Annotated in this window: 21 protein-coding genes and 1 pseudogene; 16 read left to right on the forward strand and 6 right to left on the reverse strand. The window is 68.0% G+C overall.

The features are described 5' to 3' along the window. Positions 1–9: 9 nt before the first annotated feature. Positions 10–726 (forward strand): hypothetical protein, encoded by a 717-nt coding sequence (locus OUO20_RS20275; RefSeq protein WP_268002526.1) that lies wholly within the window; start codon positions 10–12, stop codon positions 724–726. Positions 727–769: 43 nt separating this feature from the next. Here the strand turns inward: OUO20_RS20275 and OUO20_RS20280 are convergent, their stop codons facing one another. Beyond that, positions 770–1,810, reverse strand: coding sequence for an NAD-dependent epimerase/dehydratase family protein (locus tag OUO20_RS20280; RefSeq protein WP_134165215.1), 1,041 nt, complete (start codon positions 1,808–1,810; stop codon positions 770–772). Positions 1,811–1,961: 151 nt separating this feature from the next. Here OUO20_RS20280 and OUO20_RS20285 point away from each other — a divergent pair, with 151 nt between their 5' ends. The 11 genes and pseudogenes from OUO20_RS20285 to OUO20_RS20335 all read left to right on the forward strand — a co-directional run bounded on the left by OUO20_RS20285 (position 1,962) and on the right by OUO20_RS20335 (position 13,964). Then, positions 1,962–2,909, forward strand: a complete 948-nt coding sequence (locus tag OUO20_RS20285) for a sigma-70 family RNA polymerase sigma factor (protein WP_134165214.1) — start codon at positions 1,962–1,964, stop codon at positions 2,907–2,909. Between the two features lie 229 nt (positions 2,910–3,138). Next, on the forward strand, positions 3,139–3,675 hold the full coding sequence (locus OUO20_RS20290; protein ID WP_018772192.1) for a D-glycero-alpha-D-manno-heptose-1,7-bisphosphate 7-phosphatase: 537 nt from the start codon (positions 3,139–3,141) through the stop codon (positions 3,673–3,675). Next, the gene (locus tag OUO20_RS20295; RefSeq protein WP_018772193.1) at positions 3,675–4,763 is read left to right on the forward strand and encodes a glycosyltransferase family 9 protein; all 1,089 of its coding nucleotides are present in this window, start codon (positions 3,675–3,677) and stop codon (positions 4,761–4,763) included. Before OUO20_RS20290 ends, OUO20_RS20295 begins: the two co-directional genes overlap by 1 nt. After that, the gene (locus OUO20_RS20300; protein ID WP_268002527.1) at positions 4,760–5,794 is read left to right on the forward strand and encodes a glycosyltransferase; all 1,035 of its coding nucleotides are present in this window, start codon (positions 4,760–4,762) and stop codon (positions 5,792–5,794) included. The genes OUO20_RS20295 and OUO20_RS20300 overlap by 4 nt, the downstream gene beginning before the upstream one ends. Continuing rightward, positions 5,791–7,056, forward strand: coding sequence for a glycosyltransferase (locus tag OUO20_RS20305; RefSeq protein WP_018772195.1), 1,266 nt, complete (start codon positions 5,791–5,793; stop codon positions 7,054–7,056). Before OUO20_RS20300 ends, OUO20_RS20305 begins: the two co-directional genes overlap by 4 nt. After that, positions 7,053–7,763: a D-sedoheptulose-7-phosphate isomerase gene (locus OUO20_RS20310; RefSeq protein ID WP_018772196.1), complete on the forward strand. Its 711-nt coding sequence runs from the start codon at positions 7,053–7,055 to the stop codon at positions 7,761–7,763. The genes OUO20_RS20305 and OUO20_RS20310 overlap by 4 nt, the downstream gene beginning before the upstream one ends. Further along, positions 7,760–9,174: pseudogene (gene rfaE2, locus OUO20_RS20315) on the forward strand (D-glycero-beta-D-manno-heptose 1-phosphate adenylyltransferase). Before OUO20_RS20310 ends, rfaE2 (OUO20_RS20315) begins: the two are co-directional and overlap by 4 nt. Before the next feature lie 44 nt (positions 9,175–9,218). Then, a complete protein-coding gene (locus tag OUO20_RS20320) occupies positions 9,219–9,935 on the forward strand; it encodes an SDR family oxidoreductase (RefSeq protein WP_018772198.1) in 717 nt (238 codons plus the stop codon). Between the two features lie 95 nt (positions 9,936–10,030). Beyond that, the gene (locus OUO20_RS20325) at positions 10,031–11,491 is read left to right on the forward strand and encodes an aldehyde dehydrogenase family protein (protein ID WP_018772199.1); all 1,461 of its coding nucleotides are present in this window, start codon (positions 10,031–10,033) and stop codon (positions 11,489–11,491) included. Continuing rightward, the gene (gene rfaE2, locus OUO20_RS20330; RefSeq protein WP_018772200.1) at positions 11,488–13,020 is read left to right on the forward strand and encodes a D-glycero-beta-D-manno-heptose 1-phosphate adenylyltransferase; all 1,533 of its coding nucleotides are present in this window, start codon (positions 11,488–11,490) and stop codon (positions 13,018–13,020) included. The genes OUO20_RS20325 and rfaE2 (OUO20_RS20330) overlap by 4 nt, the downstream gene beginning before the upstream one ends. Positions 13,021–13,052: 32 nt before the next feature. Continuing rightward, complete coding sequence (locus tag OUO20_RS20335; protein WP_018772201.1) at positions 13,053–13,964, forward strand: spermidine synthase; 912 nt, start codon at positions 13,053–13,055, stop codon at positions 13,962–13,964. Here OUO20_RS20335 and OUO20_RS20340 read toward each other — a convergent pair. After that, positions 13,961–14,857: a LysR family transcriptional regulator gene (locus OUO20_RS20340; protein WP_268002528.1), complete on the reverse strand. Its 897-nt coding sequence runs from the start codon at positions 14,855–14,857 to the stop codon at positions 13,961–13,963. The genes OUO20_RS20335 and OUO20_RS20340 overlap by 4 nt on opposite strands. Before the next feature lie 127 nt (positions 14,858–14,984). On the opposite strand from OUO20_RS20340, the gene OUO20_RS20345 reads away from it, so the two are divergent. Further along, a complete protein-coding gene (locus OUO20_RS20345; protein WP_018772203.1) occupies positions 14,985–16,364 on the forward strand; it encodes an MFS transporter in 1,380 nt (459 codons plus the stop codon). A gap of 63 nt (positions 16,365–16,427) precedes the next feature. Beyond that, positions 16,428–17,177, forward strand: a complete 750-nt coding sequence (locus tag OUO20_RS20350) for a 3-hydroxybutyrate dehydrogenase (protein WP_018772204.1) — start codon at positions 16,428–16,430, stop codon at positions 17,175–17,177. A 22-nt stretch (positions 17,178–17,199) separates the two neighbouring features. Here OUO20_RS20350 and OUO20_RS20355 read toward each other — a convergent pair whose 3' ends face one another. After that, entirely contained in the window at positions 17,200–17,466 is a 267-nt protein-coding gene (locus tag OUO20_RS20355; RefSeq protein WP_018772205.1) for a hypothetical protein, read from the reverse strand. A 166-nt stretch (positions 17,467–17,632) separates the two neighbouring features. After that, positions 17,633–18,019: a winged helix-turn-helix transcriptional regulator gene (locus tag OUO20_RS20360; RefSeq protein WP_268002529.1), complete on the reverse strand. Its 387-nt coding sequence runs from the start codon at positions 18,017–18,019 to the stop codon at positions 17,633–17,635. Between the two features lie 139 nt (positions 18,020–18,158). Between OUO20_RS20360 and OUO20_RS20365 the strand changes: the two genes are divergently transcribed. Next, entirely contained in the window at positions 18,159–19,022 is an 864-nt protein-coding gene (locus tag OUO20_RS20365; protein WP_268002530.1) for an SDR family oxidoreductase, read from the forward strand. A gap of 144 nt (positions 19,023–19,166) precedes the next feature. Here OUO20_RS20365 and OUO20_RS20370 read toward each other — a convergent pair whose 3' ends face one another. Continuing rightward, positions 19,167–19,802, reverse strand: a complete 636-nt coding sequence (locus tag OUO20_RS20370) for a LysE family translocator (protein ID WP_026266143.1) — start codon at positions 19,800–19,802, stop codon at positions 19,167–19,169. A 48-nt stretch (positions 19,803–19,850) separates the two neighbouring features. After that, positions 19,851–21,338 carry an amino acid permease gene (locus tag OUO20_RS20375; protein WP_186447830.1) on the reverse strand — a complete coding sequence of 496 codons (1,488 nt, stop codon included), beginning with the start codon at positions 21,336–21,338 and terminating at the stop codon, positions 19,851–19,853. Between the two features lie 334 nt (positions 21,339–21,672). Here OUO20_RS20375 and OUO20_RS20380 point away from each other — a divergent pair, with 334 nt between their 5' ends. After that, positions 21,673–22,515: an IclR family transcriptional regulator gene (locus OUO20_RS20380; RefSeq protein WP_018771733.1), complete on the forward strand. Its 843-nt coding sequence runs from the start codon at positions 21,673–21,675 to the stop codon at positions 22,513–22,515. The last annotated feature ends 96 nt before the right edge of the window (positions 22,516–22,611 follow it).

A 22,611-nucleotide genomic window follows, 5' to 3' on the forward strand; every position in this document is an offset into this window, starting at 1 on the left:
GTGGGAAACATGGATACAGCTCCATGGGTTTGGGTGATAGTTGCCATCGTTGTCATTGCACTGATCGTGGTGCTCCTTTTGGCCGGCGGAAAGCGCCGGAAGGCCCTCCAGCAGAAGCGGGACCAGGAGCACCGGGAAAAGGCGGCAGAGATCCGGCGTGAAGCCGAGAACATGGAAATCGACGCCCGCGAGAGGGAAGCCAAGGCCACCCGGGCACGCGCCGACGCCGAACAGGCACAGGTCGACGCGGCGCGCCTTCGGCAGGAAGCCGAGCAGCGGGCCCATGAGGCGCAGGCCCTGCGTGGCGACGTAGCCAGCCACACCCGGAAGGCGGACGAGCTCGATCCCGACGTCGGCCGGGATGGCCGGCGGGACCAGGCGGCGGGCCCAGACGGCCGCCAGGCGGAATACGGGAATGCCGGCCATGACGGGCGTGGACCTGCCGACGCTGGTGCCGGCCGGGCTACGGGCGGGGACGCGGGATACGTGGAGGGCCGCCATGCCGACCTGCCACATGACGGCCGCGGCAGCCGCGGCACGATTGACGGCGGAAACGAGTCGGATATGCCGGCGGGCATGACTGGCGCCGAATCCGAGCGGAGGCGTCATCGCGATGAGACTGGCACCCCGGGAAATACGGGCACTTCGGAAAATCCAACTAGTTCGGAAAATCCAGACACCCCCACGGGACGTGATGCGCGCGGCAGGGAAAACCCGCGTATCTAAGGTCCGCAAGCGGCCGCAGTGGTTGAGCCCGGGGTCTTAAGCGCTAGGGCCGCCGCGGCTTGAGGACGGGGGAAGGGCCAACGCCTTCCCCCGTTCCCATGCCCGCGAGGACTTCCTTGACGGCGTCTATTGATGACACCCGTGGTTCCCACCCCAGGATCCGTTGTGCGCGGCTGGTGTCCATGATGGGCGCGCCCGCCGCCATCTCCACCCATCCGGAATCCGTGGGCTGGATACGTGCCCGCCACGTCAAGTCCACCACGGCGTGAAGCAGCCGCATGGGGATGGGGAGGATCCTCTTGGCGCCCAGGATGCGGCCCAGTTCCTGCGGGGTCAAAACCGGCTCGGCGGCGATGTTGAAGGCTCCGCTGGCCCGCTGGTCCACCACCCGCCAGTAGGCCTCTGCCACGTCGTCCGCGTGCACGGCCTGGAAGACCAGGTTGTCCGGGACCGGCAGCAATGGAACCCAGGGTTTGCGGGGTACGAGCTGCGAAAGAACCCTTCCCAGGAAGTACCTGCCAATTTCACTCCCTGCGTTTCCCTGGAAGATGAGGGCCGGCCGCAGCCTGGCGACCGAAATCTCCGGTTCAGCGGCGGCGAACTGGTCAAGGAGCTTTTCCTGCTCGGCTTTGTGGCGGCTGTAATGCGATCCGGCCATCCCGGTGGCGGGCCAGGACTCGTCCCTGCGCCGGTCTTTGTCCGCCTTGCTGTAGGCGCCGACGGACGAGGCGCAGACAACCTGTTTGACGCCCATCTTTCCGGCAGCGTCGAGGACATTCCTGGTGCCTGTGACATTGGTGCGGTGCAGGAGGGGCAAATCGCGGTTCGGCTGGATCTGCCACGCCAGGTGGACGACGGAATCAACCCCTTCGAGCGCCTTCTCGAGCAGCGGCCTGTCCTGTTCCAGGCCCACGTCCAGGCTGTGCCACTGCACGCCGCCGTAGGGGTCCCGGGACGTGTCAGGCACCCTCCGGCTGATGCCAACCAACTGCAGGCTCCCGGGCTTTCGGGCGACGTGGCCCTGCAGGTTGCGCAGCAGTGCTGTTCCCGCGTTTCCGCTGGCCCCGGTGATGGCAATGCGCATGCCAACGACTCCTTTGCACGCTTGGACTGGTTGCGGGCCCTTCAGGACGAGCCTACAGCGGAGAAGCATTGTTTTATAAGCAACCTTATGATTTGCTGCTTCTAAGTCTTGCCGCAGGCTTTCGGAACCAGACCGAGGGAAACCAACACTCATGCCCGAATCCTTTGCCGCATTTGCCGTGGACGCTGCCCCTGTCCGCTGCCAACAGCCCGAACCGGCACAACAACCCACTCCTCCCGCAACCTCAGGACGGCTGCGGGAAACGTTTGAAAACGAACTGGTCCTCCGGTACCTGGACCTCGCCGAGGCTTTGGCCGCCCGTTTTGAGGCCCGCGGCCGGGAGCGGGCAGACCTGAACCAGGTGGCCTACCTTGGCCTGGTCAAAGCGGCCCGCGGCTTTGACCAGGCCAAGGGCGAGAGCTTTCCGGCCTACGCCGCGCCCACCATCACGGGCGAACTCAAGAGGTATCTCCGCGACCGGACCTGGGTTGTGCGCCCGCCACGCCACATCCAGGACCTGAGGACGCGGCTGTTCCGTGCAGAGCCGGAACTGACCCAATCCCTGGGCCGGAATCCCAGCGTCGCCGAACTGGCCAGCGAATTGGGAAGCGACCCGGCTGAGGTGCAGGAGGCCATCTCGGCATCCAGCAGCATGCACCCGGACTCCCTTGACGCCGTGAACCCCAACTCGGATGCCCCGTCCATCGGCGACGTCCTGGCAAGCCCCGAGACGCCCCTGGAACGGCTTGAGGAACTCGCCTGCCTGCGGGACGCCATGCAGGACCTGGATGACTCGGACCGGGAGCTTTTGTACCGGCGCTACTTCTGTGAGGAGACGCAGGTGCAGCTGGGGAAGCGGTTGGGGATGTCCCAGATGCAGGTGTCCCGCCGTTTGGCCAAGGTGCTGGTGGAACTGCAGCGGCGCCTGGAGGCCGGCGCCCAGTTCGGCGCGCCGGAGGATGCCGCCGGCAACGGGACCTCATCCCGGGTTGTGCCGGCAGGCCGGACAGCCAACCACCCCGCGGCTTTCCGCCGTGCCCGGAACGGGCACACCGGCGCAGGTGCCGGCCGCCGCTTCGGCGGTGCGGGGACCAGGTAAAGCCCGGCCTTCGACCGGACCCGCGCAGTCAACGGACGACGGCGGGTGGCGGCCGCGGAAGCACATCATCGCCGGCTGCCGGGAGGGGCTGCGAAGCGCCCCGGAGGGAGTGCCTGCAGCAACAGGCATCCTATCTTGCCTGTTCAGCCGCCGAAAGGAAACACGCTCCTGCGGCTGAAAGAGGCCGTGGCCCTGTTTAGGAGCATCAGCAGGAGGGAACTGTTTGGTCATGGGAAGCTCTGAAAGATCCAAGCTCCGCGCTGTCCTGTTCGACCGGGACGGAACCTTGGTGATCGATGTGCCCTACAACGGGGACCCCGGCAAAGTACGGCCAATGCCCGGCGCCAAGGCCGTGCTGGACAGCCTGCGGGCGGAGGGTATCGCCACCGGCGTGATCAGTAACCAGTCGGGCATTGCCCGCGGCCTGATCTCGGCCGGGGACGTGGCAAGAGTCAACGCCCGGGTGGAAGAACTGCTGGGACCTTTTGACGTGTGGGAAGTCTGCCCCCACGCGGAGCAGGACGGCTGTACATGCCGGAAACCCGCTCCGGGGATGGTCCACAGCGCCTGCCGCAAACTTGGCATCCATGCCTCGGAGGCCGCCCTGATTGGGGACATTGGCGCCGACGTCGGTGCTGCCGAAGCGGCCGGCGCCACCGGAGTCCTGGTTCCCACCCCCGTGACCCGTGCCGAGGAGGTGGCTGCGGCGCGGCTGGTTGCTTCCGACCTGGCGTCCGCCGTCGGCCTGCTGCAGGGGACGCCCTGATGGGGCGCGTCCTGGTGGCCCGGCTGGACAGCATGGGCGATGTGTTGCTGGCAGGTCCGGCCGTGCGGGCGGTAGCCAACGGCCGTGCCCAGTACGGCGGCAGCACCAACCACGTGGTGATGCTGTGCGGCAGGCAGGGTGAAGCTGCGGCCGCGATGCTCCCTGGCGCCGCTGAGGTGTACAGCTGGGACAGTCCCTGGATCATGAACCCGGCGCCCGGGATGACCGGGCCGCACGCCGACCGGCTGATCGAGTATGTCCGCAATTCCCGGATCACCGAAGCAGTCATCCTCACGTCCTTCCACCAGTCGCCGCTGCCGCTGGCCCTGTTGCTGCGGCTGGCAGGAGTGGAACGCATCACCGGCGCCTCCACTGACTACGCCGGCTCCTTGCTGGATGTCCGCCTCAAGCCGGGGGAGGACTTCCCCGAAGACCAGCCCGAGGCGGAGCGGGCACTGGGCATTGCCGAGGCCGCAGGTTTCCGGCTTCCCGCGGGCGACGACGGGAAGCTGCGCGTGAAGTCCGGTCCGGACGTGACGGGCCTGGTGGGTGACGAACCGTACGTTGTGGTCCACCCCGGAGCCGCTGTTCCCGCCAGGGCGTGGCCCCCGCTGCACCATGCCGCCGCCGTCGAACTCCTCCAGGGTGCCGGGTACCGGGTGGTGGTGACCGGCGGACCCGGCGAGGAGTCGCTGACCGCCACGGTGGCCGGCCCCTCTGCGGTGGACCTCGGCGGGCGCACCGACCTGCCCACCATGGCCGCCGTCATGGCCGGAGCCGATGCGGTGGTCAGCGGGAACACCGGACCGGCCCACCTGGCAGCTTCGGTGGGCACACCCGTGGCGTGCCTGTTTTCCCCTGTGGTCCCGGCCATCCGGTGGGCGCCCTATGGCGTGCCCCTGGAACTCCTCGGGGACCAGAACGCACCCTGCCGTATGTCCCGCGCCCGGCTTTGCCCCGTCCCGGGCCACCCCTGCCTCGACTCCGTATCGCCGGAGGAAGTGGTGGCAGCGGTGGAACGCCTGATCAGCGGAGTGAGCTCCTTCAGCACCCATGTCAGCACCCGTAGAAAGGCCCGCAACAGATGAGAATCCTGCTCTGGCATGTCCACGGTTCCTGGACGGACGCCTTTGTCCGCGGCCGCCACGAGTACCTGCTTCCCGTCCTGCCCGGAGGCGGCGCATGGGGCCTGGGCCGCGCCGGCAGGGACTGGCCGGAATCAGTGCGGGAGGTGGACCTGGCGACGCTCCACCCTGACGCCGTGGACGCCGTCGTCCTCCAACGCCCGGAAGAGATCGATGAGGTGGTCCGAACCCTGGGCCGGATGCCCGGCGTCGACCTTCCGGCCGTGTTCGTGGAGCACAACACGCCCAAAGGCAACTTCCCGAACATTAGCCACCCGCTTGCGGACCAAACCAGCATCCCGGTGGTCCACGTCACCCACTTCAACCGCCTGGCCTGGGACAACGGCTCCGCTCCCACCACGGTGATCGAGCACGGAATCCCGGACCCTGGCCAGCTCTATACCGGTGAACTGCCGGAACTGGGGGTAGTGGTCAACGAACCGGTCCGCCGCGGCCGGGTCACAGGAACCGACCTGCTGCCGGCCTTCGCGTCGGTGGCGCCGCTGCAGGTGTTCGGCATGAAGACAGAGGGCCTGGCGGCAGCCACCGGAATCGAGGCTTCACGCGTGACGTCCCGGGGCGACCTGAAGACCCGGGACCTGCACCGGGAACTTGCCCGCTGCCGGGTCTACGTCCATCCCATGCGCTGGACCTCGCTGGGGCTGTCCCTCCTGGAAGCCATGCACCTGGGCATGCCGGTGGTGGTGCTTGCCACCACTGAGGCCCCACGTGCCGTGCCGCAGGAAGCCGGCGTGGTCTCGGCCGACGTCGACGAGCTGCTCCGTTGCGCGGCGCGGCTGGTGGCCAATCCGGATGAAGCCCGACGGCGGGGAGTTGCCGCCCGGGAGGCGGCGCTGGAGCGTTACGGCCTGGGCAAGTTCCAGGACCGCTGGGATGAGCTCCTGGCGGATCTGCGGAACCGTCCGCGGCACCCCGTTAACGAGCGGACGGACGAGCGGATCCTCGTTCCGGCGCGGGAGAGGAAGACACCATGAAGATCGCCATGATTTCTGAACACGCCAGTCCGCTGGCGGCACTGGGCGGGGTGGATGCAGGCGGGCAGAACGTACACGTTGCCGCGCTGTCCGAGGCCCTTGCCAAGCGCGGCCACCACGTCACCGTCTACACCCGCAGGGACGCAACGGAGCTTCCCGCACGGGTCCGGGTGGGGCGCCGGTTCGAAGTGGTCCACGTGGACGCCGGGCCCGCCCGCCACGTGCCCAAGGACCAGCTGCTGCCCTACATGGGCGACCTCGCGGACGGCGTGGCCAGGGACTGGGGGCATCGGCCGCCGGATGTGGTGCACGGCCACTTCTGGATGTCCGGCCTGGCAGCCCTGGAGGCGGCCAGGCGGCCCGATGCCGGTTACCGCGTGCCCATGCTGCAAACGTTCCATGCGCTGGGCACCGTCAAGCGGAGGCACCAGGGCGCGGAGGACACCAGCCCGGAGGCACGCCGCTGGCTGGAACCCGGCGTGGGACGAGCTGCCGACCGGATCATCGCCACCTGCTCAGACGAAGTTTTCGAGCTCAAGGCCATGGGTATCGCCACCGGCAAGATCTCCATTGCACCCTGCGGCGTGGACCTGGGCTTCTTCTCTGCAGAGGGGCCGGTGGCAGCCAGGAAGCGCCGCTACCGGATCCTGTCTGTGGGGCGGCTGGTGCCACGCAAGGGTGTGGACCTGGTGATCCGTGCGCTCCCGTACCTCAAGGCGGCGGGATTCGACGACGTCGAACTCCTGATCGTGGGCGGGGGCGGCGACACGAACGTGATGCACGCCGACCCCGAAATCCGGCGCCTGCTGGACCTCGCCGCCGGGCTGGGCGTGTCTGAACACGTGACCCTGCAGGGGCAGGTGTCCCGCGCGGAGATGCCCGGCATCTTCCGCAGTGCCGATGCCGTGGTGTGCGCACCCTGGTATGAACCGTTTGGCATCGTGCCGCTGGAAGCCATGGCATGCGGCATTCCGGTGGTGGCAGCAGCGGTTGGCGGCCTCCGGGACACGGTGGTTGACCACACCACCGGCCTGCACGTCCCGCCGCGGGACCCTGAAGCCATTGCTTCGGCACTGTCACTGCTGCTGGAAAACCCCGCCCTCAGGACGAAGCTCGGCCAGGCCGGGGAGCGGCGCGCGCGCACCCGTTACTCCTGGGACCGGGTGGCAGCGGAAACCGAAAAGGCATACCAGCTGGCCATGGCCGGTGCCCCGGCCAGCGTTTCGGCCGGGATCGTACCGATGGAAGGAGCCGCCCTGTGACTGCTGAATCGTCCCTGCGTGAAGCAGACCTCCGTACCCTGACCGCAGCACCGGCCCTGCCCGCTGTGCTCCCGGGCGCCACGTTCGTGGATGCCGCCAGCGCCGAGGCCGTCCGCACCCACCTGGACAACGTCATTCCGGCGCTTGATTCGCTCCGCAGCCAGTCGGGCCGGCTGGCTGCCTGGGGCGTGGAGCTGGCACAGCGCCTGCTGCGCGGCCAGCGGCTCCTGGCCGCGGGCAACGGCGGCTCAGCCGCGGAGGCGCAACACCTCACCGCCGAACTGGTGGGCCGGTTCGACAGCGAGCGGGTCCCGTTCTCCGCCATTTCCCTGCACGCGGAGTCATCGGCGGTCACCGCCATCGCCAACGACTACGGGTACGACGAAGTCTTTTCCCGGCAGGTCCGCGCGCATGGCCGCTCCGGTGACGTGCTGATGCTGCTGTCCACCAGCGGCAAGAGCCCCAACCTGCTGCGCGCCGCGGAAGCGGCCTCCCGGCTCAACGTGACCACCTGGGCGCTCACCGGCTCCGGCCCCAACCCGCTGGCGGACGTCTGCGACCAGGCCGTCATGATCGACGCCCTGAACGCCAACGCCCAGGAAGGGCACCTGATCGCCCTGCATGCCGTGTGCCGGGCCTTCGACCTTGAGGTTGCCCGGCACACCCCGTCAGTGGTCCCAGGGTTCCCCAGAGGTGGCCGGCCATGAGGATCGTCGTCGTGGGAGACGTGATGCTGGACGTCGACCTTTCCGGTGAGGCCACCCGGCTCAGCCCGGACGCCCCTGTTCCCGTGGTGGACGTTTCGGCTGTCCGCCGCCGCGCCGGCGGCGCAGGCCTGGTGGCGCGCATGCTGGCCCAGGACGGCTGGCCCGTCACGCTGGTGACGGTCCTTGGCAACGACGACGCCGGCAGCCAGTTGCGTGCGCAGCTGGCCGGCGTGCGGCTCGTCGCGGGCAGCAGCAGCTATCCCTCGCCCGTCAAGACCCGGGTCCGGGCGGGTTCCCATCCGGTGGTCCGCTTCGACCAGGGCTGTGAAAAGACGCCGGTCCCGGAGGTCAGCCCCGCCATGCTCCGCGCCGTGGAAAAAGCCGGCGTGGTGATCGTGGCGGACTACGGCCGGGGACTGGCAGCCAACCCGCAGCTGCGCGACGTGCTGGCCCGGCTCGCGGACAGGGTGCCGGTCATCTGGGACCCGCATCCTCGGGGCCCGAACCGGTGCCAGGCGTAACCGTGGTGACCCCGAATATCTCCGAGGCCACCAAGGCGGTGCAGTCCGGTCCGGGGAAGGGCTCCGCCCAGGCGGATTCCGCAGACCCAGCCGCAGCCGTGGCAGGGGTCCTGCTGGAACGCTGGCGCAGCCAGGCGGTGCTGGTGACCAAAGGCGAGGAAGGGGCCGTGCTGCTGCAGCGGGGCGGTACCGCCGCCCGTTCCGTTCCCGCGCCGAGGGTGGAGGCCGGCGATCCCTGCGGGGCAGGCGACCGGCTGGCAGCCAGCCTGGCGGTGCACCTCCTGGCCGGCCGCGACCTGCCGGATGCGGCGGCCCTGGCGGTCCACGATGCCGCCGATTTCCTGGCCGCCGGAGGAGTGTCGGCCCTGCCCGATGCCGGTGGGGAAGATGCCGCCCCCGGACATCGCGGGCCGGCGCAGGCGCCCGGCCGGCGTACCACCGAACCACTGCTCCTGGCCCGTTCGGTCCGTGAAAACGGCGGAAAAGTGGTTGCCACCGGCGGCTGCTTCGACCTGATCCACGCCGGCCACGTCCGAACACTCACCGCAGCCCGGGAGCTGGGGGACTGCCTGATCGTGTGCCTCAACTCCGACGATTCGGTGCGCCGGCTCAAGGGGCCGGAGCGTCCCATCATCGGCCAGCATGACCGGGCCGAGCTGCTCCTGGCGATGGAATGCGTGGACGCCGTGATGGTCTTCGACGAGGACACACCGGAAGCCGTCCTGGACCGTCTGCGTCCGGACATCTGGGTCAAGGGCGGCGACTACAAGGGCGCCCGCCTGCCCGAGACGGACCTGGTGGAAAGCTGGGGCGGCCGCTGCCTCACCGTCCCCTTCCACCCGGCCCGCTCCACCACCGGCCTGGCGGACGCACTCGCCAAGGTCAGCTGAACCTCCCTGCCCATCGACTTGTTTTCCCCATTGAAAGGAACACCATGACAGCAGAACCAACTGCAACCGCACCCACCAACCCCGGCCGCGTCCTGGTCACTGGAGGTGCCTCCGGACTGGGGGCCGCCGTCGTCGACGCCGTCCTCCGCTCAGGTGGCACCCCGGTGGTCCTGGACCGCGACATCAGCAGCGTCTCCGGGGTGAAGGCGTTCGAAGTGGACGTCGCTGACCGCGCTGCCGTGGAGAAGGCTGTCCTGGAAGCCGCCGAAACCCTGGGCGGCCTGGACGCCGTGGTCACCGCCGCCGGAATCGACCGCTGCGGCAAGCTCGCCGACGTCGAAGCCAACGAGTGGGAAAAGGTCATCGGCGTCAACCTGATGGGCACCGTTTCCGTGGTCCGCGCCGCCCTGCCCTACCTCAAGGAAACCCACGGCCGCGTAGTGACCGTGGCATCCACCCTGGGCAAGCGCGCCGTGGCTGATGCCACCGCGTACTGCGCCTCGAAGTTCGGCGTGGTGGGGTTCAGCCACGCACTGGCCGCGGAAACCGGCGGCGAAATCGGCGTCACCACCATGATCCCCGGCGGCATGAAGACCCGGTTCTTCGACGACCGCACCGAGCAGTACAAGCCGCAGGACGACTCCCGGCTCAACGACCCCGCCAACACCGCGCAGGCCATCCTGTTCGCACTCAACCAGCCCACCGGCTGCGAGGTGCGCGAGATGCTGATCTGCCACGAGGAAGAGGGCTCCTGGCCCTAAGCCGCCGCCGGCCACAACTACGCTGCCATCCGCAGTTTGCACAAGCGACATATCCAGCACCGACACATCCAGCACGGAAAGGCGGGAGGAACACCATGCCCACCACAGCCACCGAAACATCCGCAGGCCATGAGACAGTCCAGGGCTCCGGCATCACCATCCAGGACCCGCGAACCGGTGAAGTGCTTTGGACGGTGCCCGAAGCGGCGCCCGAGGCCATCAACCACGCCGTGGGTGTGGCCCGCAGCGGTGCAGCAGCGTGGGCCGCGACCGCACCGGCCGAACGGGGCGCCGCGCTGCGGGCAGCCGCCAAAGCCCTTGATGCAGCTGCGCGGGAGCTCGCGGGGCTGAACGCCAGCGAAACCGGCCGGCCGGAGGATGAGGCCCTGGCCGGCATCGCCGCCGGGGTTTCCACCCTGGAGCAGTACGCGGAACTTGGCCCGGTCCACCGTGGCCACAGCCTCCGCGGCAACCGGCTCGCCTCCGACTACACGCTGGCCGAACCGCGCGGCGTGGCCGTCCTGCTGACCCCCTGGAACGATCCGGTTGCCGTTGCCTGCGGGCTGATCGGCGCCGCGCTGGCCACGGGCAACACGGTCATCCACAAACCCAGCGAGCGGTGCCCGCGGCTTGGGGAGGCGCTGGGCGAAGTGCTGGCGCCGGCCTTCCCTGCCGGGGTATTCCAGACCCTCTCCGGTGGCGCAGGGGTGGGAGCGGCGCTGTCGCAGGCCGCCGTGGACGTCATAGCCCACGTGGGATCCAGCGCCTCAGGCGCCCGCATTGCCCAGGCCGGAGCCCTTACCGGCGCCCACGTCATCAGGGAAAACGGTGGCAACGACCCCCTGCTGGTGGACCGCGACGTGGATCCCGGGTGGGCTGCCCAGCAGGCAGCCATCGGAGCCTTCAGCAACAGCGGCCAGATCTGCACCTCCGTGGAACGGATCTACGTCCATAGGGACATTGCCGCCGAGTTCTGCAAAGCCCTGGAGGCCGAGGCAGCGCTCCGGAACAGCAGCGGCAGCGTGGCGCCGCTGGTGGACCTGCGGATGCGCGACGCCGTCCACGCCCACGTCGCCGAGGCCCTGGCCCAGGGCGCCCGCGCGGTGGAGGGCGGTGCCCTCCCGGCCGGCCCGGGTTCCTTCTACCCGGCCACCGTCCTGCTCGGCTGCACCGAAAGCATGCAGGTGATGGCGGAGGAAACGTTCGGCCCCGTGGCTCCGGTGCAGGTGGTGGACACGTTCGACGACGGCCTGCGCCTGGCGTGCAGCGGCAGGTATGGATTGGCGGCCACCGTCCTAAGCAGCAACATCGCGCACATCCAGCAGGCGGTGGCTGCGCTGCCCGTGGGAACGGTGAAGGTCAACGAGGTGTTCGGCGGCGCCCCCGGCGGAGCAGCCCAGCCGCGCGGCGAGAGCGGGGCCGGGTTCGGCTACGGGCCAGAGCTCCTGGACGAGTTCAGCCAGGTCAAGGTGGTGCACATCGCGGCCCCGCCGGCGGCCGGTTCCGGCGACGGCCCGGATACCATCATCAACACTGACGACCGGGACCTGCCGTGAACGCGTCCCCGGAATCCATCGACCTGTCCACCCAGCGGGCACTGTCCGACTGGCTCCCCGGCCGGCTCGCCGCGGAACATCCCTCCATCCTGGTCATCGGCGACGTGATGCTCGACGGCTGGTGGAGCGGCAGCATCGAACGGCTCTGCCGGGAAGCGCCCGCCCCCGTGGTGGACATCCAGTCCCGCGAATCGGTCCCGGGCGGCGCGGCCAACACCGCCATGAACCTGGCCGCCCTGGGAGCAAAGGTCTCGGTAGCCGGAATCATCGGCTCTGACGACGCCGGCGAAGACCTCCGTGCGCAGCTTGCCGCCGCCGGCATCGACGTCCGGCACCTGCACACCCACCCGGACATGGTCACCACCACCAAGATCCGGATCAGCAGCGGCGGCCAGGTGATGCTGCGCCTCGACGACTCGGCCGGCGCTGTCCCGGCCGACGCCCTGGCCGCGCTCGCCGCCTCGGTGCGTGCCGCCGTCGAACGCCAGGACGCCGTGCTGGTGTGCGACTACGGGACCGGCGTGGTGGCGGACCCTGTCCGCACGGAACTGGCGCGCGTCCTGGGACCTGACACCGCCGGCGAAAACCGTCCGCTTGTGGTGGTCGACGCCCATGATCCGCGCCCCTGGGCTGCCCTGCAGCCCCACCTGGTGACCCCGAACGCGCAGGAAACCGCCCGGCTCCTGGACCGGAAACTGCCGGAAGGGCAGGCGCGGGTGGAGGCGGTGTCCGCGGAGTCCGCGGCCCTGCTTCAGGCAACCGGCGCCCGGGCCGTGGTGGTCACCCTGGACCGGGACGGAACCGTGCTGTTGATGCCCGACGGCGTGCGGCACCGGACGTGGGCCCGGCCCGCCGCGGAGAAGCAGGCATCCGGGGCAGGGGACACCTTCGTGGCGGCCCTGACGCTTGCCCGTGCCGCCGGGCTGCCGCTGACCGCCAGCCTGGACCTGGCCCAGTCGGCCGCCGACGTGGTGGTCCACCAGCCCGGCACGTCTGTGTGCAGCACCGCCCAGCTCAGCCGGTACCTGGAGGCCTTCGCCGATACCGCCCTGAGTGCGGACGAACTGGAACGGCAGATGGAAATACACCGCGCCCAGGGCCAGCGGATCGTGCTGACCAACGGCTGCTTCGATGTGCTGCACAGCGGCCACACCAGGTACCTCAACCAGGCGAAACAGCTGGGCGACATCCTGGTGGTGGCACTGAACAGTGATGATTCGGTGCGCCGGCTCAAGGGCCCCGGCAGGCCCATCAACACCATGGCGGACCGTGCAGCCGTGGTGGCGGCCCTGAGCTGCGTGGACTATGTGACAGTGTTCGATACCCCCACGGCCACCCCGCTGATCCGCCGGCTCCGGCCCGAAGTCTATGCCAAGGGCGGGGACTACACGCCGGAAATGCTGGAGGAGACCCCGGCGGTGGAAGAGTACGGCGGCCGGATCGCCATTCTTGATTACGTGGCTGAACGGTCCACCACCGCCGTGGTGAAACGGATCCGCGACGGTGAAGGCGCAGTGCCTACCAACTAAGGTTGAAGCATGACTGAAGCGTGGCACGGGTAATGGCAAAACGCGGAAGGTCAGGGGGCCGGAACAGCATCCGTGCGGTTGCAGGCGTGGTGGAGGTGCCTGCGGGCTCCCGCCAGAGTGGTCCGGTGGAGGGTGTCTACTACATCGATACCGGTGACTGCGAGCTGGTGGCGGACCAGGACAACTCCACGGGCTGGCTCCTGAAGATCAACGGGGTCATGAGCTCGCACATCGACCTCGCCGATCCCCTGTTTTTGGACTTCGAGTACATGCGGTGGATGGCGGCGCTCATTGAATCCCGCTGGCCGCCGTCGGACGCATCGTCGGCAAAGCTGCGCGGGCTGCACCTGGGCGGCGGCGCCTGCTCCATGGCCCGCTACTTCGCCGCAGCCTACCCGGACGCCCGCCAGGTGGTGGTGGAACTGGACGGCAAGCTCGCGGAGCATGTCCGCAACTGGTTCGACCTTCCCAAGGCGCCTTTGCTCCGGATCCGGGTAGGGGAGGCCCGCGCCGTGACGGAGACCCTGACGGCCGGCACCCGGGACTTCATCATCCGCGACGTCTTCGCCGGCGCCCACACCCCGCGCCCGCTGACCACCGCCGAATTCAATGCGCACGTCAAACGGGTCCTGGCCCCGGGCGGCCTGTACGTGGCCAACTCCGGCGATGCCCCCGACCTCCGGAATGCGCGGGAGGACGCGGCCACCATTGCGGCAGCCTTCCGGCACACGGTGATCATTGCCGACCCCGCCATGCTGAAGGGCCGGCGCTACGGAAACATGGTGATGGCCGGCAGCGACTCGCCCATCGTGGACGACCCACAGCTGCGGCGCAGGCTCCTGGGCGGAGCCGTCCCGGCCCACCTCTGGGACGACGCCCAGGTCCGGGCGTTCGCCGCCGGAGCGGCAGTCCGCCACGACCCGCCGGCGCCCCCGGAAGCCTAAGCCCAGCCCAGGAGCGCTTCGCGGTAATCCGCCATCCGTTCCCGGAGGGCCTGCACCACCGCGGCAACCGCGGGCCGGCGCAGCGAATCCGGGCGCAGGACCAGCCAGTAGGGGAGCAGTTCGCCGATCTCGTCGGGCAGCAGCCGGACCAGGTCATCGTGCAGGTCCGCCATGAAGCACGGCAGGAACCCGACCCCCGCCCCGGCCCGGGTTGCCTCCACGTGCACGAACACGTTGGTGGAGGTGAGGCCGTCGCGCATGGCCGGAACCAGCCGCCGCGGCGCGTCAAGGTCATCCACCTGCAGCATTGAATCCACGAAATACACCAGCGGGTGCCCGTTGAGTTCAGCCACGGTGGCCGGTGTCCCGTGCTCCGCCAGGTAGGCGCGGGACGCGTACATTCCCAGCCGGTATTCACCCAGCCGGATGGCCTCCGCCCGGTGCACCTGCGGCTCGCCCACCACCACCTCGATGTCCAGGCCGGACCGCTGCTGCAGGGCACGGCGCGTCATGGTCACCACTTCCACGCTGAGGCCCGGATGGTCCCGGCGCAGGCGCGCCACCGCTGGGGCTGCAATGTAGGCGCTGAAGCCATCGGTGGCGGTCATGCGTACTACGCCGGTAATCGGGTCGGGTGCCTGGCCTGCCGGTCCCAGCGTGCCCAGCACCGCTTCCACCTGTTCCGCTGCCCGCACGGCCCGTTCGCCGAGCTCCGTCAGTTCCCAGCCGCCTGCTGCCCGGGACAATACCCGGCCGCCGAGCGCTTTCTCAAGGGCGGCGATCCTGCGGGACACCGTGGTGTGGTTCAAGCCCAGGGCCTGGGCCGCCGTCGTGAACCTGGCCGAGCGGGACACTGCCAGGAGGACCAGCAGGTCATCGGGGTTCGCATTCATATCTGCAATTGTGCACACGTTTCGTGCCGCTTTGGGCATTGAAGTGCCTGGTTTGTGCAGCAATACTCATCTGAGTCACTTGTGCTGGAGATCACAGCGCGTGTCAATGTGGACACTAGGAGAAACCATGAGCGTAGAGCAGCGCCCCGCCAACGAGGCCGGGCATGCACCCAAAGGATCAGGACTGAAGAAGATCGTCGCGGCCTCCATGGTGGGGACGGTGGTGGAGTGGTACGAGTTCTTCCTCTACGCCACCGCCGCCACCCTGGTCTTCGGCAAGTACTTCTTCCCCGCCACCGGAAACGAGCTCGACGGGATCATCCAGGCCTTCCTCACCTACGCCGTGGGCTTCATTGCACGCCCGCTGGGCGGCATCGTGTTCGGCCAGATCGGTGACAAGCTGGGCCGCAAGCCCACGCTGCAGCTCACCATCGTGATCATCGGCGTCTCCACGTTCCTGATGGGCTGCCTCCCCGGCTTCGCCGACATCGGGTACCTGGCCCCCGCACTGCTGGTGGCCCTGCGGTTCATCCAGGGCTTCGCGCTGGGCGGCGAATGGGGCGGAGCAGTCCTCCTCGTGGCAGAACACAGCCCCAACAAGACCCGCGCCTTCTGGTCCAGCTGGCCCCAGGCCGCCGTCCCGGTGGGCAACCTGCTGGCCACCCTGGTGCTGTACATCATGTCCACCACCCTCAGCAGCGAGGCCTTCCTTGGCTGGGGCTGGCGCGTGGCCTTCTGGCTCTCGGCCGTGATCGTCTTCGTGGGCTACTACATCCGTACCCACGTCAGTGAATCCCCCATCTTCCTCGAAGCCAAGGAACTGGTGGAAAAGGAACAGGCCGTCAGCTACGGCGTGTTCGAGGTGGTCCGCAAGTACCCCAAGGGCATCTTCCAGGCCATGGGCCTCCGGTTCGCGGAGAACATCATGTACTACCTGGTGGTCAGCTTCGCGATTGTCTACCTCAAGAGCGTGCACAAGTACGACACGTCATCACTGCTGCTGGCACTGCTGATCGCGCACGTCATCCACTTCGCCATCATCCCGCAGTACGGCCGCCTGGCGGACCGGATCGGCCGCAAGCCGGTCTACCTCGCCGGAGCCATCCTGGGTGCCACCTGGCCGTTCTTCGCCTTCCCCATGTTCGACACCCGGAACGCCGTGGTGATTGTCCTGGCGGTGACCATCGGACTGTGCCTGCACGGCCTCATGTACGCCGGCCAGCCGGCCATCATGGCCGAGATGTTCCCCACCCGCATGCGGTACTCCGGAGCCTCCCTGGGTTCCCAGGTCACGTCCATCTTCGCCGGCTCCCTGGCGCCGCTGCTGGCCACCCAGTGGCTCAAGGACACCGGCTCATGGGTGCCCACCGCCATCTACCTGGTGGTGGCCTGCGCCATCACAACCGTGGCCGTCCTGAGCCTGAAGGAAACCAAGGGCATTGCCCTGGAAGACGTGGACAAGGAAGACGCCGCCCGCGAGGGACTGCTCAGCCCCACGCACGGCTGACCTGGCCACGATTGGACCGATGGAACCCGCTGGACCGCCTAGGCGCACAAAAGGAGAACTGCAATGGAGGACACGTTGAATGGACGCAAGGCGCTGGTCACCGGCGGTGCCAGCGGAATCGGGGCGGCGTGCGTGCGCGCACTTGCCGCGCGGGGAGCGAAAGTGGTGGTGGCCGACGTCGACGCCGCCGCGGCGGCGACGCTCGCCGATGAGGTGGGCGGCACCGCGTGGGGCGTGGACCTGCTGGACGTTGACGCCCTGGCCACCCTCAGCCTGGACTGCGACATCCTGGTGAACAATGCCGGTATCCAGCGCATCAGCCCCATCGAGGACTTTGAGCCGGCAGATTTCCGCCGGCTCATCACCCTCATGCTGGAGGCGCCCTTCCTGCTGATCCGGGCGGCGCTGCCACACATGTACGCGAACAACTTCGGCCGCATCATCAACCTCTCGTCGGTGCACGGGATCCGGGCCTCCCCGTTCAAGAGCGCCTACGTTTCCGCCAAGCATGGCCTGGAAGGGCTGAGCAAGGTGACGGCGCTGGAAGGCGGGGCTCACGGGGTCACGTCCAACTGCATCAACCCCGGCTACGTGCGCACGCCCCTGGTGGAGTCGCAGATCGCCGACCAGGCCAAGGTTCACGGCATCCCCGAATCCGAGGTCCTGGCCAAGGTGATGCTCACCGAGGCGGCCATCAAGCGCCTGGTGGAGCCGGAAGAAGTGGCGTCCCTGGTGGCCTGGCTGGCTTCCGCGGACGCCGGAATGGTCACCGGCGCCAGCTACACCATGGATGGGGGCTGGTCCGCGCGGTAGCACCCGTCCGGCCCCGCGCCTCCTATTCCAGGGGTTTGACCAGCCGGTGGTCGAAGAAGAAGACGCCGTAGGTCGTCTTCACCCCCACCGAACGCCGGTCCCGCCACACGACGACCCCTTCGCGCCTGCCGCTGAAGGGGTCGTCGCCTATGACGGTGTCACCCACCCGGTAAGGGGACCGCGGACTGAAGGCCTCCAGCATCAGTCCCAGGACCTGTCCCAGCGCTTCACCCACGCTGACGGGCTGGCCCAGGCGGGAAAAATCCTGTGCGTAGTCGTCCCTGGCCATGTGACCAACTCCTCCAGGCGGCAGCCTGCCGCCCGCTAACGGTGCTGGTTGGCCGAACGCTCCCAGCGGAGGATGGTCCTCCCATTCCGGCCGCCACCGTACGCCCACGCTAGGCGCTAATCACATCAGCAACATCAGTAACAGGTACTCAAGTTCTGAGGGGGCATTACCTGCCCGGGCCGGCTCCGTTGATGATGTCCTCGGCGTTGTCGAATGCCCACGCAACCAAAGGCACCAGGAGAGCGCTCAATTCGTAGCCCCGCTCCGTGAGGCTGTAATCCACGCGGGGCGGAATGACCGGCTGGGCGTTCCTGCTGACCAGGCCATCACGCTCCAGGGTCTTCAATGTCTGGGCCAGCATCTTCTCGCTGATTCCCTCGGCCCGCCGCCGCAAGTCACTCCAGCGCTGCTCACCCTCGGACAGGGAAAGCAGGATCAGGACTCCCCATTTGCTGGTGATGTGGTCCAGCAGGGTCCGGCTGGGGCACCCGGCGGGGAACACGCCGTCGGCAAAGGCCTGCGGGAGGGGCGACGCGTGAGGTGCTGTTTCCATGCCTCCAGCTTACCCAAAGCCTGGTACCTAACTTTTGAGTTAGTACCTTACTTCAAAGTGCGTACTCTCTGTTGGGAAGTTCTGCCGACTGGCCATGGTTGTGCCCTCTGACAGAGAAAGACTCCCGAAAGGAACCACCGTGAGCATTGTTGTTACAGGCGCCACCGGACAGTTGGGCCGCCACGTTCTTGAAGCCCTCCTGGAGAGGGGCGTACCCGCCGCGGATATCGTGGCCGCCGGCCGGTCGGTGGAGAAGCTCGCAGACTTTTCCGCGCGCGGGGTACGCGTGCAGCACATGGACTATGCCGACCCTGGTTCCGTGGCCGAAGCACTCAAGGGCGCCCGGCGGGTGCTGCTGATTTCCGGCAGCGAAGTGGGCCGGCGGGTGGAACAGCACCGCACCGTGATCAACGCCGCAAAGGCCGAAGGCGTGGAGCTGCTGGCCTACACCAGCATCGCCAATGCGGACACCACGGGCATGCTGCTGGCGGATGAGCATAAGGCCACGGAGGCGCTGCTGCGCGAATCCGGCGTCCCCTTCGTCCTGCTGCGCAACGGCTGGTACCTGGAGAACTACACGGAACAGCTGCCGGGCACCCTGGCCCAGGGAGCGCTCGCGGGCAGCGCCGGGGAGGGCAAGGTCAGCGGGGCCGCACGGGTGGACTACGCCCACGCCGCAGCAGCGGTCCTGGTGGCCGATGAACAGGCCGGCAAGGTCTACGAGCTGGGCGGCGACGAGGCCTTCAGCATGGCGGACCTGGCGTCCGAGATCACTGCAGCCACCGGAAAACCCGTCCGCTACAACAACCTGCCCACCGAGGATTACGTTGGCCTGCTCACCGGTGTGGGTGTTCCCGAGGCTTTTGCCGGGATCCTGGCTGATTCGGACCTGGGCATTGCGCGCGGCGATCTCCTGGTCAGCACCGGCGACCTGCGCAGGCTGATCGGGCGCCCGACGACGTCCCTCGGCCAGGCGGTACGGGCCGCCGCTGCTGCGGGCTAGGGAGCGCCGGCCAAACGAGGCATTGGACTGACGGGGCAGTGGCCTGACAGGCGCCGGTCTTACAGAGCAGAACATGGAAGTGCCCGGTCCGTTCGGGGACCGGGCACTTCTTGCTTCAGTACTGCTGCCAGGGCAGGTGGAGTCCTAGGTTTTGGATCCGGTTAGGGCCAGCGTTCCGCCGAGGCCGATCATCATTGCCCCGCCGACCGCCTCCACCGCGGGGACGCGCCGCGGTGAGCGGACGAACCACAGCCGCGCCCACCCCGCCGCGATCGCCCACACGCTGTCCGAGACCAACGCGATCAGCAGGAAGACAGCACCCAGCAGTGCAAGCTGGAACGGAATGTTGCCGGCAGGGTAGTCCACGAACTGGGGCAGGATCGCCACGAAGAACACCACCGACTTCGGGTTCGTGGCGCCCACCACCGCCCCCTGGCGCACCAACGTCCACGGAGTGGAGGCCGGCGGCGGCGCAAGCCGCCGGGAACCGTGCCCCCGGCGGACAATGGTCCGGATCCCCAGGAAAACCAGGTAAGCGGCACCTGCCAGCTTCACGATGCTGAAAAGAAGCACGGACTCGGCCACCACCACACCCACGCCAAGGGCCACGGCGATGACCTGGACCAACTGGCCCGTGGCATTTCCCAGGACGGTAAGGACGCCGCCGCGCCACCCCAGCGCGAGGGAACGTCCAATGACGAACAGCACGCTGGGGCCCGGGACGGCGATCAGGATTACGGACGCCAGGGCGAATGCCACCAGGTTGGACATTGGAACCATGGCTGATTGTAGCTCCGGTACGGGCGTCCGCAGCCGGCTGTTTCCGGCTTAGCTGCCCGTGCCTGCCCCGACCACCGGCAGCGGCGAGGTCTCGTCCTCAAGGTGGGCCCGGCGTCGGCCGACACCCTTGATCCACAGGCGGTAGGCCATCACCAGCAGTCCCAGCCATGCCGCGCCCACGTACAGGGCGATCCGGGTGTCCTCGAACGCGCCCAGGATGGCGATCACCAGCACCATGAAAGCGATGGTCAGGACGGAGGCGGCGGGCCACCACGGCGACGGGAATTCCGACGCCGGCAGGCCCCCGCGGGCGATTTCCCGCTTCATTGCAACATGGGACGCGAGGATCATCACCCAGACCCAAACGGTGGCGAAGGTGGCAATCGAGGCAATCACCAGGAACACATCCTCCGGAATAACGGCATTGAGGACCACTCCCACCAGGAGGATTCCCGCCATCATGACCACGGTCATCCACGGGACGCCGTGCCGGGAGACCTTGCCGAAGGCGGCCGGTGCATGGCCCTGGCTGGAAAGCCCGAAAAGGATGCGTCCGGCGCCGAAGATATCGCTGTTGATGGCTGAAAGCGCGGCCGTGATCACCACGGCGTTCAGGATGTGCGGTGCCGCCGGGATGCCCAGGCCGCTGAAGATCTGCACGAACGGGCTGCCACTGGTGCCCACCTGGTCCCACGGGAAGAGGCTCATCAGGACTCCGAGCGTGAGGACGTAGAACAGCAGCACGCGCACGGGCACAGTGTTCACGGCCTTTGGGATGACCTTTTTGGGGTCAGCCGCCTCGCCGGCCGTGATGCCCAGGGTCTCGATGCCGCCGAACGCGAACATCACCACGGCGAACGATGCCAGGAGGCCTTCGAAGCCGTTGGGGAACAATCCGCCATGGTCAACGAGGTTGCCCAGTCCCGGAGCCACGGCAGTGCCGTCGCCCTGGAAGCCGAACACGATCAGTGCAGCGCCGCCCGCGATCATGGCGATGATGGCCGCCACCTTGATCAGCGAGAACCAGAACTCAAGTTCTCCGAAGACCTTGACGCTGAGCAGGTTCAGCGCGGCGAGGAAGCAGATGACGGCCAGGATCCAGATCCAGCGGTCCACCTGCGGGAACCAGAAGCCCATATAGATGCTGAAGGCCGTGACGTCGGCGATCGCCACGATGGCCATCTCGAAAACGTACGTCCAGCCGGTCACGAAGCCGGCGAGGGGGCCGAGGTACCGGCTCGCGTACTGGCTGAAGGAACCCGATACCGGGTGCCGCACGGCCATTTCGCCCAAGGCGCGCATCACCATGAACACGGCTGCGCCGCCGATGATGTAGGCCAGCAGAACTGCCGGCCCGGCTTTCTGGATGGCGGAGGCTGAGCCATAGAAGAGGCCGGTGCCGATCGCCGAGCCCAGCGCCATGAAGCGGATGTGCCGGACGTTCAGCCCGCGGTTGAGGACATGCCCCACGCCGGCAGTTGGCTTGTGCGTTTCCGCCGCGGTTTCGGTCCGGGTTGGGGTTGGAGCTGGTTGCATGCAAATACCTTCTCGTCATTGGGAGGGGAGCCGCTAACCAGCAGACCATTTTCGCAGGCACCGTGATGAGGCTCACGGCGGGTTGCTGTCTTTCATTTCAGACTGTTCGCGGCGCCCTTTCGCTGCGGATATCATTTGGCGCTGCGCATCTTACTTTTCGCGCCGGATATTTAGGGCGCGAAAAGGGATATGCGTGTCGATAAGGCGTACGACGGAGCGAATGTCCGGTATTCCAGACACGGTGAGTCCGAACGGGGTTCCAGTGCCACCTCAAGGGGCGCAAGCTTAAGTACGGGATACCGGACAGAGCTAGCCAGAAAGACCCTTCCAGCCGATGAGCACTGCACTAAGCGCCGAAACGGGGGGCGCCGGGAACCAGGCGCCCCGGGCATCCGTCAAGGCAACGTCAAAAGTTCCTGCCGCAGAAAACACCCTGCGCATCCTCAAGCTGTTGGCTTCGCGGCGTGGCCCCATGGCGGCGTCGCAGATCGCGTCCAGCCTGGACCTGCCCCGCTCCAGCGTCTACCACCTGCTGGGGGTGATGGAGGCCAATGGCTTCGTCCTCCATTTGCACGAGGAACAGCGCTACGGGCTGGGCATCAGCGCTTTCGAGCTCAGCTCCGCGTACTCGCGCCAGGAGCCGCTGTCCCGGTTGGGCCGCCCACTGCTTGCCTCGCTGGTGGACGCGATTGGCGAGAGCGCCCACCTCGCCGTCCTGCACGGCCGCGACGTCCTGTACATCGTGGAGGAGCGGGCCAAGAACCGCCCGTCCCTGGTCACCGACGTCGGTGTCAGGCTTCCCAGCCACCTCACTGCCAGCGGCCGGGCCATCCTTGCCGCCCTGCCCAAATCCCAGGTGCGCGCCCTGTACCCCAACGCTGCTGCCTTCACTGCGCGGCACGAGGTGGAGGGGGCCATCATGAAGTACTCCGCCCTGTCCTCGCACCTGGACCAGGTCCGCCAGCGGGGCTACGCCACCGAACACGGCGAGGTGACCCCTGGCTTCGGCTCCATTGCCGCCGCGGTCACCGACCATTTGGGGTGGCCTACCGCGGCCGTCGCGGTCACCTTCCTGGAGGACAAACTGCCTGCTGACGAGTGGCCGGTGCTGGCGGCCCGGGTGCAGAAAGTAGCCGACGAACTCTCGGTCCGCATCCACGGCCGCCCGGTCAAATGAGCGCAGCCAAACAACTGACGGCTGGTCTGAAATACCGGACAGCACCCCGCTAAAACCGCTGTGAAGCCCGTCCTCAAAGGGCTTTAGTTGATACAG

It is taken from the genome of Arthrobacter sp. FX8, assembly GCF_026723805.1.
Lineage (GTDB): Bacteria > Actinomycetota > Actinomycetes > Actinomycetales > Micrococcaceae > Arthrobacter.

Bases quoted from the DNA above. Each gene is read 5' to 3' on its own strand.
- OUO20_RS20285 (WP_134165214.1), top strand. From the start codon at position 1,962: ATGCCCGAATCCTTTGCCGCATTTGCCGTGGACGCTGCCCCTGTCCGC.
- OUO20_RS20335 (WP_018772201.1), top strand. From the start codon at position 13,053: ATGGCAAAACGCGGAAGGTCAGGGGGCCGGAACAGCATCCGTGCGGTT.
- OUO20_RS20295 (WP_018772193.1), top strand. From the start codon at position 3,675: ATGGGGCGCGTCCTGGTGGCCCGGCTGGACAGCATGGGCGATGTGTTG.
- OUO20_RS20355 (WP_018772205.1), bottom strand. From the start codon at position 17,466: ATGGCCAGGGACGACTACGCACAGGATTTTTCCCGCCTGGGCCAGCCC.
- OUO20_RS20280 (WP_134165215.1), bottom strand. From the start codon at position 1,810: ATGCGCATTGCCATCACCGGGGCCAGCGGAAACGCGGGAACAGCACTG.
- OUO20_RS20345 (WP_018772203.1), top strand. From the start codon at position 14,985: ATGAGCGTAGAGCAGCGCCCCGCCAACGAGGCCGGGCATGCACCCAAA.
- OUO20_RS20380 (WP_018771733.1), top strand. From the start codon at position 21,673: ATGAGCACTGCACTAAGCGCCGAAACGGGGGGCGCCGGGAACCAGGCG.
- OUO20_RS20360 (WP_268002529.1), bottom strand. From the start codon at position 18,019: ATGGAAACAGCACCTCACGCGTCGCCCCTCCCGCAGGCCTTTGCCGAC.
- OUO20_RS20300 (WP_268002527.1), top strand. From the start codon at position 4,760: ATGAGAATCCTGCTCTGGCATGTCCACGGTTCCTGGACGGACGCCTTT.
- OUO20_RS20275 (WP_268002526.1), top strand. From the start codon at position 10: ATGGATACAGCTCCATGGGTTTGGGTGATAGTTGCCATCGTTGTCATT.
- OUO20_RS20375 (WP_186447830.1), bottom strand. From the start codon at position 21,338: ATGCAACCAGCTCCAACCCCAACCCGGACCGAAACCGCGGCGGAAACG.
- OUO20_RS20305 (WP_018772195.1), top strand. From the start codon at position 5,791: ATGAAGATCGCCATGATTTCTGAACACGCCAGTCCGCTGGCGGCACTG.
- OUO20_RS20320 (WP_018772198.1), top strand. From the start codon at position 9,219: ATGACAGCAGAACCAACTGCAACCGCACCCACCAACCCCGGCCGCGTC.
- OUO20_RS20350 (WP_018772204.1), top strand. From the start codon at position 16,428: ATGGAGGACACGTTGAATGGACGCAAGGCGCTGGTCACCGGCGGTGCC.
- OUO20_RS20340 (WP_268002528.1), bottom strand. From the start codon at position 14,857: ATGAATGCGAACCCCGATGACCTGCTGGTCCTCCTGGCAGTGTCCCGC.
- OUO20_RS20290 (WP_018772192.1), top strand. From the start codon at position 3,139: ATGGGAAGCTCTGAAAGATCCAAGCTCCGCGCTGTCCTGTTCGACCGG.
- OUO20_RS20325 (WP_018772199.1), top strand. From the start codon at position 10,031: ATGCCCACCACAGCCACCGAAACATCCGCAGGCCATGAGACAGTCCAG.
- OUO20_RS20370 (WP_026266143.1), bottom strand. From the start codon at position 19,802: ATGGTTCCAATGTCCAACCTGGTGGCATTCGCCCTGGCGTCCGTAATC.